This window comes from Providencia sp. M-27, from assembly GCF_011077905.1.
GTDB lineage: Bacteria > Pseudomonadota > Gammaproteobacteria > Enterobacterales > Enterobacteriaceae > Providencia > Providencia huaxiensis.
This window is the reverse complement of record NZ_JAALBT010000004.1, coordinates 306,257-315,766: the sequence shown is the minus strand read 5'-3', so window position 1 is coordinate 315,766 and position 9,510 is coordinate 306,257. Positions and strand designations below refer to the sequence as shown.

The window sequence follows — 9,510 nt, the reverse complement described above, 5'->3', positions numbered from 1 at the left end:
GTTGAGATGGGACGGCGGCTGCTGGTGATGGGCAGGAGTTAGGAGGGGGTAATGGAGGATAACTGGTTGTATTGGTGTGATGAATGGATGTTTTAGATGTAAAGTAGTAAGTAACAGCTCACTTATTTCTTAATTAAATGTAGGTAAGTCAATAAAATCAAATGGATATATTGTATTGATGATTATCTATTACTCCAGAGAATGTAATCACTCGAGCCAAAGTAGTAAGTAACAACTCACAGGTTATTTTGTGGAAAAGAGAATTTTAAGAATATCACATGAGTACTGTGGACTGGGTGTTTTTCCATCATGGTGATGAATGATATCGCTTGAGCCAAAGTAGTAAGTAACAACTCACAGGTTATTTTGTGGAAAAAAATTTAAGAATATCACGTGAGTACTGTGGACTGGGTGTTTTTCCATCACGGTGATGAATGACATCGCTTGAGCCAAAGTAGTAAGTAACAACTCACGTGTTGAAGAGCGCGCGTAGATATAAGTGATGGCTGTGGGGTAAAAAGAGCTAAGAGAGAGTTAGGCTAGGTAATCGATAGGTGACTCTTAGTGGCATTGGCTCTGTGAATGAAAACTTTGGATACAAAGTAGTGAGTAACAACTCACTTACTTCTTAATTAAGCGAAGTAAAGCTAATAAAATCAAACGGATATAGTTTGTTGATAATTATCTATTACTCCAGAGAATGTAATCACTCGAGCTAAAGTAGTAAGTAACAGCTCGCATTTTTTAGTAGCAGAGGAATAGAGGGAGATAATATGGGAGAAAAATAGATAGGAGGATTGTATTTACCCCGGTTTATTTAGGTGGTGAATCCGATAGAAGGGAACAAAGTAGCAAGTAATTAACATGTTTATCATTTCAAAAGAAGAGTAAAAGAAGAACAGAACATTTCTGTGTAAAATTTAAAGACCTTATATTTAAGATGGTGATTATGCTAAATTTGATAAGCTATAACTACTCAAATTTGATATACTGCACACAGTAATTAATCAAAAATTATAAGATTTTCATTATTTCTCTGTGATATAGGGACTTCAAATTTGGCCAAAAGAACCTATTCTGTTCGGTATATTGCAGGTGAGCCCGCTAAACGTATTCAGCCCATGCCTGTACATATGTTAGGTGAATCACTTCCAATAGGTTTACCTCTATTCGCTGCGGGTGAAACCCTAGATGTGGTTACATGGAATATTTACAAACAGCAACGGCCAAATTGGAAGCACACTCTTAATGAGTTAGTAAAAGATAGAAAACTTATTTTGTTGCAAGAGGCTCAAATGTCACCTGAGCTAATATCTTTTGCTGCATCACACAAATTAATTGCTGATCAAGTACCTGCATTACCTTTTTCACCTCATCCAGCTGGAGTGATGACACTTGCGGCTTCACATCCGATATATTGCTGTCCTTTAAGAGAAAAAGAACCACTTTTACGACTGGCTAAATCTGCGCTGATTACAGTATACCCGTTACCAGATGGGAAGCACTTGATGGTCGTGAATGTTCATGCAATTAACTTCAGTTTTGGTGTGGATGTATATACGCGGCAACTAAATAAATTGGGTGTTCATATTGCTAAACATGTGGGGCCAGTGATCCTTGCGGGTGATTTTAATGCATGGAGTAGGCAACGGGTAAATGCACTAAAACGGTTTATTCGTAGTGTGGGTCTAAAAGAAATAGCATTTAGTGATGATTACCGTACTAAGGCTTTTGGCCGTCCTTTGGATTACGTGTTTTATCGTGGATTGAAAGTTAAAAATAGCACTGTACTACCGACAGATGCATCTGATCATAACCCTATTATGACCAAATTTACGCTTTCTAAGTAATTAAGATTATCTCCCTTATTTTCCCTCGCATTTAATTGTAGATTTGATGAGCTATTTTTATTGGGGACATCAGATTGAAATCATCGTTTTTATACATCCTTTTCTTTTTTGCACAAATAGCTAATGGATCTAGCTTATTGTTGGCAAAACATGCGGAACAGTTACCTCGTTTAGTTATTTATGACCCGTCTTATCGACAAATTTCTTATCCAAATGGTGATGTGCCCGAACACTACGGTGTCTGCTCTGATGTAGTTATACGAAGCTACCGAAAAATGGGGGTTGATTTACAAAAATTAGTACATGAAGACATGAAAGCAAACTTTCGCCAATATCCCAGCCAACGTATATGGGGATTACGTAAGCCAGATACAAATATTGATCATCGTCGCGTTCCTAATTTAGAGGCTTTTTTTTCGCGAAAAGGGAAAAATAAGTCTATCTCAAAGAATGCCAGTGATTATATTCCTGGTGATATTGTCTCTTGGCGTTTGGGTAATGGTCGGCCACATATCGGTGTTGTAACTTCGATAAAGTCATCAAGTACACAAAATTATTTAGTTATGCACAATATTGGATATGGCCAAGTAGCTGAGGATATTTTATTTCGTTGGGATATTGTTGGGCATTATTCTTATTAAGTGGGATAATTTTTATATAATATAATTACTATGGTTATAATATTTTAAATTAACTTCTTTGTGGGTTTTTATATATTTAAGTAATTAGTTTAATTTGTTGTTTTTTTGATTATATGCTAATTATTGTATTAGCATTAATTTCGCATGAACTATATTTATAAATGAATGGTTAAACGTATAAAGTATAAAACATAAATAAATGGTGGTTAATGTTATGAAAAATATAGTTATTGTTGGTGGTGGGACGGGCGGGACGATGCTAGCAAATACACTTGCTAGAAAATTGAGTAAAGAAATTTTTTCAAAGAAAATAAAAATAACATTAATTACTGATAATCCAATCCATTATTATAAACCTGCATTTATGTATGTTGCTTTTAATTTATTTTTTAAGGATGAACTGAGTCGCCCTGAAAGAGAGCTGTTAAGGCCTGAAATAGAGTTAGCCATTGATAAAATAGAATACTTTGATTTTAAAAATAAAGAGCTAAACTCAACACATGGAAAAAAATATAATTATGATTTTCTTGTGATAGCGACAGGTTGCGTACCTAAACCTGAGCGTATTGAAGGTTTAAAAGATATCGGTAACCACTTTTATGCTTATGAAGCATCAAGGAAGTTAGCTGACCAACTTGCTAAGATTGAAAAAGGTCGAATTTTTATTACAGTATCATTCCCTGAAACACCGAATGTGCCCCATCAGTGTGGTATTGCGCCGATGGAAACAACTTTAATGATTGATGAGTTTTTACGTAAACGTCGAGTTAGGGATAATATTGAAATCGTTTATACTTATCCAACAGTTTCACAATTATTGCGTAACTGTTTATTTATGCAACAACCTGTTTGTGAAGTTATTCCCGAGGTATTTACTGCTAAAAATATTAAAGCGCAGAGAGGGTTTACTTTAGATAAAGTTGATCCAGATAAAAAAATAGCTTATTCGAAAGAAGGTGATGAGCAAAATTTCGACTTACTGATTAGCACTCCACCGATTACCGCGGTTGAGGCAGTTATTAATACCGGATTAAGTGAGCATAATAATGGTGAAGGTTGGTTACCTACCGACCATGAAACTATGCAAGTTTATGGTGTTGATGGCGTTTATGTTATAGGTGATACCGTTGATTTACCAATCAGTAAAGCGGGAGGAAGCTGTCATAATCAGGCTGCCATTATAGCTGATAATATATGCGGAGAATTAATTTATGGTTATCCCGCAGCTATCTATGATGGGCGAGTTCAAGCTGTTGCTCAAATGGGATTAACTGCAGGGATGCCTTTACAATACGATTATAAACACGATGTTATTCCTACGCCTCCGACTAAATTAGGGGGATTACTAAGAAATGGCTTTAATAGAGGTATTTATTGGGCTGCTATTCGTGGCTTAGTTTAAGGAGGAAATCAAAATGTCTAATAATGAAAATCAAAGTAAACTAATTGAACTTCTTAATTCTGAGTCGGGTGATCATTTCGCAGACAAATTAGCACCGCTATTACAATTGAACCGTTTAGATAATATTGTTGATTTACTTTCTCTAATTTCTGACCTTATTGATATTACTGATAATAGCACAGTAGAAAAACTGGCGAACTCATTTGAGGATACTCTAGCGCCAGTCTGGGAATTCGGAACTGCATATAATATGGCTAAAATGGAGGAAATATATAATAGTAAAAATCCAAATTTTCGTTCGGTGTATGCTTTATTAAAAGATCCAAATACATTACGTGGAATTAGTACCGTTTTACGAACCTTGCAAATAATGGGTTCTCGATTGTCTTCCCCCCAAGAGGGGTAATATTTCGGAGGTGGTATGATATTAGATAGACTGTATTCTTTTGATACGCGTGTGATACATAATTACTATGATGCAGCCGAAAATTTAGGATCACTAGCTTCACCAATTTATCAAACGTCAACTTACGTATTTGATAGTGTTGAAGAAGGTGCCGCTTGTTTTAGCGGTGAATCGAACGGTTATATTTATACTCGAATAAATAACCCAACATTAAATTTGTTGGAAAAGCGGCTTGCTGATTTAGAAGAGGGGGACGCCGCAATTGCATTCTCTTCAGGGATGGGAGCAATAACATCGACTCTTTGGACATTACTGAACCCAGGTGATGAGCTGTTAGTTGACATGACGGTTTATGGCTGTACATATGCATTCTTTCACCATGGGTTAGCTCGGTTTGGTATCAAAGTTCGTCACATTGATATGAGTGATCCAAATCATGTCGCACAGGCGCTCACTAAAAAAACAAGGATGATATTTTTCGAATCGCCTGCAAACCCAAACATGCGTTTAGTTGATATTAGCGCTGTGAGCCATATCGTTCATCAATATAATCTTGCAAATAACCAAGAGATATTGGTGACCGTTGATAATACCTATTGCACTCCTTACATTCAAAAACCTCTTGAACTTGGGGCGGACATCGTCGTTCATTCATTGACTAAATATATGAATGGACATGGTGATGTGATGGCTGGGGCGGTTATTACATCTGAGGCGTTAGCTAAGCAAATCAGGTTGGTTGGACTGAAAGATATGACTGGAGCATGCCTATCCCCTCATGATGCAAACCTCATATTACGTGGAATGAAAACACTACCAATCAGAATGGAGAGGCTGGTTGAGAGTGCACAGAAAGTTGCAAAATATTTAGCCTCGCTATCTGAAGTTTCTCAAGTGATGTATCCGGGTTTACCGAGTTTTCCTCAATACTCATTAGCTCAAAGGCAGATGAAGCTACCCGGGGGCATGATTGCTTTTGAACTTAAAGGGGGACTTGAGGCGGGCAAGCAGTTTTTAAACCGCCTACAGTTATTTTCTTGTGCGGTTAGTCTTGGTGATTGTGAGTCATTGGCTCAACACCCAGCGAGTATGACCCATTCGACTTACACTGCTGAGGAACGAAAACAGTATGGGATTAGTGATGGACTTATTCGTTTATCAGTCGGATTAGAAAGTGTTGATGATTTGATTGCGGATATTAAGCAAGCGCTCAGTTGATAACAAAAGGCCCTATATAATATAAAATATAGGGCCTTTATTTATTTTGTGGATGCGTTAATTAGTTAAGATTTTTGAAATTTACGCATGATGAAGAAGGTCACACTCAATATCGCGACCCAAGCAAACCCAACTAAAAGTGCAACTTGTGTGTCTTTAAAGAAGCCAAGTAGTGCGATGACAAAGACCATAAATGCAATAGTAACCGCAGGGCCAATTGGCCAAAATGGGACTGGGAATTTCAGGTTTTTAACTTCTTCAGGACTCATTTGGCGACGCATGGCGACTTGAGAAAGCAGGATCATTAACCACACCCAAACCGTTGCAAAGGTTGCGATTGAAGCAATAATCACAAAGATTTTTTCTGGAAGTAGGTAGTTCAAATACACACCGAGTAACATAATAACGGACATTACTAATACAGTGACCCATGGCACACCGCTTTTCGTTAACTTAGTAAAGACTTTTGGAGCTTGTCCATCTTGCGCCATTCCGTACATCATGCGCCCTGCACCAAAAATATCACTATTAATCGCTGAGATTGCCGCAGTGATGACCACGATATTTAAGATATTTGCCGCTGATTGAATACCTAAACTATCAAAAATTTGGACGAATGGACTGCCATTTTGACCGACTTGATTCCACGGATAGATACACATCAAAATGAATAATGTTAACCCATAGAATAATAAAATACGGATTGGAACGGCATTAATTGCTTTTGGAATGGTTTTTTCTGGGTTTTGCGCTTCACTGGCAGTAATACCAATCACTTCAATACCGCCAAATGCGAACATGACTATGGCTAAAGAGGCAATAACGCCTTCAATGCCATTTGGCATAAAGCCACCGTGCTCCCATAGATTTTGGATACCTACCGCATGGTCAGTTTCTTGGCCGAAACCGTAGAACATTAAGAAAGTACCACCAACAATCATTGCGATGATGGCCGAGACTTTCACTATAGACAGCCAAAATTCCATTTCACCGAAAATTTTGACGTGACATAAATTGAGTGCGCTAATAAATAGCACGATACTTAATACCCACACCCATTGGTCGACATGTGGGAACCAGAACCCCATGTACATCCCGAAAGCGGTAATATCGGCCAAGCAAACGACCAGCATTTCAAATACGTAGTTCCAGCCAGTTAAAAAACCAGCGAGGGGGCCCATGTAATGGCTAGCGTAGTGAGAAAACGAACCGGGTACAGGATGATGCACTGCCATCTCGCCTAAGGCTCGCATAACCATAAATACAGCAGCACCACCGACCATATAAGCGAGGAGAACTGCAGGCCCTGCCGCTTGAATTGCGGAAGCAGAACCATAAAATAAGCCGGTACCAATCGCTGAGCCTAAAGCCATAAAGCGAATGTGCCGAACACTCAGTCCCTTTCTGAGTTGATTTTGTTCACTACTTTGCATGTCTTTTCCTGTCTTTTTCTTCGTTCGATATATTGTTCCGAATAGGCTTTCGGTATTGTTTATTAAGTCGGACGTACTTTATTGAACCTTAAGGTGGCTACATTATCACAAACTTCCTTGTTCGTGAGATAGATATCTGCAATATAATGCGTGCTCAGCTAACTATTTTAGGAGTGATATGAAATACCCAATTAATGAAATCTTCCAAACCATTCAGGGAGAGGGGGTTTTTACTGGTGTTCCTGCGGTGTTTATTCGTTTGCAGGGCTGCCCAGTTGGATGTAGTTGGTGTGATACCAAACAAACATGGGAAATAGAACAAGACAAAGAATCTACCCTAGGGGATATCGCACTTAAAACGATTGATTCAGATGCATGGGCGATGTCAGATAGTGAGGCATTGATTCAGTTAATGAAAGAAAAACACTTCAGCGCACAGCATATTGTTATTACAGGCGGAGAGCCTTGTATTTATGATTTACAGCCACTGACTGAGGCATTAGAACAGCATGGATATCAATGCCAAATTGAAACTAGTGGCACATATCCTATTCAATGCACAAATAAAACATGGGTTACGGTATCGCCAAAAGTGGGTATGAAAGGCGGGTTACAGGTGATTAGCCAAGCAGTAAACCGCGCTAATGAAATTAAACATCCTGTTGCTCGCGAAAAAGATATTGAGGCACTTGAGAAAATTTTAGCATTACGTACTGTCGAAACGCCGCCAGTAGTGGCATTACAGCCAATCAGCCAAAAGGCGGCGGCAACAAAATTGTGTATTGAAACTTGCATTCAACGCAACTGGCGTTTATCGATTCAAACACATAAGTATTTGGATATTCAATAATAAAAAATAGCGATAAATTTTAGTAACCCCCAATAGTTGAAAAACACTCATTGGGGGCCTTTAAATTACCTAAATGGTTGGTTTAGTGGTACTTCAGGATCTGGCTCGTGAGTAATACGGTTGCGTAAGTCACGACGAATAATTTCAATAGACCAAAACCAAATTAAATGGCCAAATATTTCTGACACATTCTCATACCATGGCAGGTCGAAAAGTGGAGGGGTGAGCCCCATAAGAGGGAATGAAATCATATGGACAAATAATTGCGCCAGTGCACCCGCTAACAACCCTTGCCATAACTTAATTTTAGGAAATACTTCAGCAACGATGCAATACCCGACAGCAAACACGATAGAAAATATGATGTGAGTAACGCCCACAGAGTTAAAAACGTGCCCAGCAAAGGTGTACACTGCAGAGTTAGGATCAGCAATTCCTAACCAATCCCTTAAGAAAATATAAGGTGGGTTGAGGAAGTTACGTGAGCAGTCAATTTGTTCCGCTGCACGGATCAGTGTTTCTGGCGAACAAGCTGCGTTGAACATATCCGTTGGGCTTCTTGGCGGTAATGGGACTTCAGCCCCCCATTTGACAAACGAAGAGACAATACCAGCGATTAGACCAATAAATGCGGCCAGTCCATAACGCCTTCTGGATTTTGGTGTTTGTTGAAATAAATGCATTTCCCCTGCCTTATTAAAAGTAAATAATGGTAAATAATAGATCAGGTTATAATTTAATGCACTATGTCAAATTAAAGTTTTTATATCCTTAATGTTAAAAGGGGAAATGTCAGTCACTGATTTATTTCTTGCCTTAGCCTCGTCCTTGATAACGTATGTTTTTTTAGAATTTCGATTATTAAAGGTAATTAGGCAGCTTTCTATGCAGAGTTAGGCGTTGATATTGGTTTGGTCATGAGTCGAAGGTAAAGGATATAGGGATTTACCCCTCATTTATATTCAAAACCTATTAGGCTTGCCGCTAAGTCAGCGGCCTGAGGAGCGTGTATCCCTATATTATATGACTTTTTAGCGCTTGTACTTTTAAGCTTCTCCGCGATAGACGCAACCTGCATTGCAGGTTTCTTTTACGGTAACCGCACTTAATAAGGGTAGTAAAGGTTTAGTTTGTTGCCAAATCCACTGGGCTAATACCTCACTGGTTGGGTTTTCTAACCCTTCGATATCATTTAAATAATGATGGTCTAAGCGTTCCCAGATAGGCTTAAAAGCGGCTTTTACATCAGAAAAATCAATAATCCAACCACTATGGGAGTCAACTTCACCTGTGATTTCTAAACGCACCATGAAAGAATGCCCATGGAGGCGACCACACTTATGACCCTCTGGGACGCGAGGAAGTTTGTGGGCGGCTTCGAAAGTGAAATCTTTATAGATTGTTGTGCTCATACGTGGCTCCTTGTTGTGAATAAACAGCGCATTGTACTGCATTTTTAGGTGAAAATATCTTTAATTACTAAAATAGCGTTAACCGCTTTTATCAATATGATCCATCAGTTAATTGCTTTAGGCTTTTTAGTTATTAATTATGGCTATCGTTTCTTATCCCATTATCTATGGTTGTTATAACCTAACTGCATACCCTATATGTTTCAGGTACTGCGGTATTTTTTGCTTTATTACCTTAATTATTTGGGGGAATGAGCAGGTGTTAGGTTGTCGGTCTTTTTTGGGTAATGACATGGCA

9 protein-coding genes are annotated in these 9,510 nt (G+C 38.5%); 6 read left to right on the top strand and 3 right to left on the bottom strand.

Features of this window, described 5'->3' with window-relative positions:
• The first annotated feature begins 1,058 nt into the window (after nt 1–1,058).
• From G6Q48_RS08740 to megL, 5 genes are all read left to right on the top strand, one after another.
• Entirely contained in the window at nt 1,059–1,850 is a 792-nt protein-coding gene (locus tag G6Q48_RS08740; protein WP_166265850.1) for an endonuclease/exonuclease/phosphatase family protein, read from the top strand.
• Nucleotides 1,851–1,945: 95 nt separating this feature from the next.
• Complete coding sequence (locus G6Q48_RS08735) at nt 1,946–2,491, top strand: DUF1287 domain-containing protein (RefSeq protein ID WP_375373126.1); 546 nt, start codon at nt 1,946–1,948, stop codon at nt 2,489–2,491.
• 214 nt (nt 2,492–2,705) lie between these two features.
• A complete protein-coding gene (locus G6Q48_RS08730; RefSeq protein WP_102140122.1) occupies nt 2,706–3,893 on the top strand; it encodes an NAD(P)/FAD-dependent oxidoreductase in 1,188 nt (395 codons plus the stop codon).
• 13 nt (nt 3,894–3,906) lie between these two features.
• Complete coding sequence (locus tag G6Q48_RS08725) at nt 3,907–4,299, top strand: hypothetical protein (RefSeq protein WP_094960905.1); 393 nt, start codon at nt 3,907–3,909, stop codon at nt 4,297–4,299.
• Between the two features lie 15 nt (nt 4,300–4,314).
• Nucleotides 4,315–5,517: a methionine gamma-lyase gene (gene megL, locus G6Q48_RS08720; RefSeq protein WP_166265847.1), complete on the top strand. Its 1,203-nt coding sequence runs from the start codon at nt 4,315–4,317 to the stop codon at nt 5,515–5,517.
• 65 nt (nt 5,518–5,582) lie between these two features.
• Here the strand turns inward: megL and G6Q48_RS08715 are convergent, their stop codons facing one another.
• A complete protein-coding gene (locus G6Q48_RS08715; RefSeq protein WP_102140118.1) occupies nt 5,583–6,950 on the bottom strand; it encodes an amino acid permease in 1,368 nt (455 codons plus the stop codon).
• Nucleotides 6,951–7,128: 178 nt separating this feature from the next.
• On the opposite strand from G6Q48_RS08715, the gene queE reads away from it, so the two are divergent.
• Nucleotides 7,129–7,800, top strand: a complete 672-nt coding sequence (queE, locus tag G6Q48_RS08710; protein WP_166265844.1) for a 7-carboxy-7-deazaguanine synthase QueE — start codon at nt 7,129–7,131, stop codon at nt 7,798–7,800.
• Between the two features lie 65 nt (nt 7,801–7,865).
• Here the strand turns inward: queE and G6Q48_RS08705 are convergent, their stop codons facing one another.
• Both G6Q48_RS08705 and queD read right to left on the bottom strand, forming a co-directional pair.
• Nucleotides 7,866–8,483 (bottom strand): YagU family protein, encoded by a 618-nt coding sequence (locus G6Q48_RS08705; protein WP_004260761.1) that lies wholly within the window; start codon nt 8,481–8,483, stop codon nt 7,866–7,868.
• A 363-nt stretch (nt 8,484–8,846) separates the two neighbouring features.
• A complete protein-coding gene (gene queD / locus G6Q48_RS08700; RefSeq protein WP_166265841.1) occupies nt 8,847–9,212 on the bottom strand; it encodes a 6-carboxytetrahydropterin synthase QueD in 366 nt (121 codons plus the stop codon).
• Nucleotides 9,213–9,510 lie beyond the last annotated feature (298 nt).

Excerpts from the sequence above, each read along its gene's own strand:
- G6Q48_RS08715 (WP_102140118.1), bottom strand. The coding sequence starts at position 6,950 with ATGCAAAGTAGTGAACAAAATCAACTCAGAAAGGGACTGAGTGTTCGG.
- G6Q48_RS08730 (WP_102140122.1), top strand. The coding sequence starts at position 2,706 with ATGAAAAATATAGTTATTGTTGGTGGTGGGACGGGCGGGACGATGCTA.
- G6Q48_RS08725 (WP_094960905.1), top strand. The coding sequence starts at position 3,907 with ATGTCTAATAATGAAAATCAAAGTAAACTAATTGAACTTCTTAATTCT.
- queE (WP_166265844.1), top strand. The coding sequence starts at position 7,129 with ATGAAATACCCAATTAATGAAATCTTCCAAACCATTCAGGGAGAGGGG.
- G6Q48_RS08705 (WP_004260761.1), bottom strand. The coding sequence starts at position 8,483 with ATGCATTTATTTCAACAAACACCAAAATCCAGAAGGCGTTATGGACTG.
- megL (WP_166265847.1), top strand. The coding sequence starts at position 4,315 with ATGATATTAGATAGACTGTATTCTTTTGATACGCGTGTGATACATAAT.
- queD (WP_166265841.1), bottom strand. The coding sequence starts at position 9,212 with ATGAGCACAACAATCTATAAAGATTTCACTTTCGAAGCCGCCCACAAA.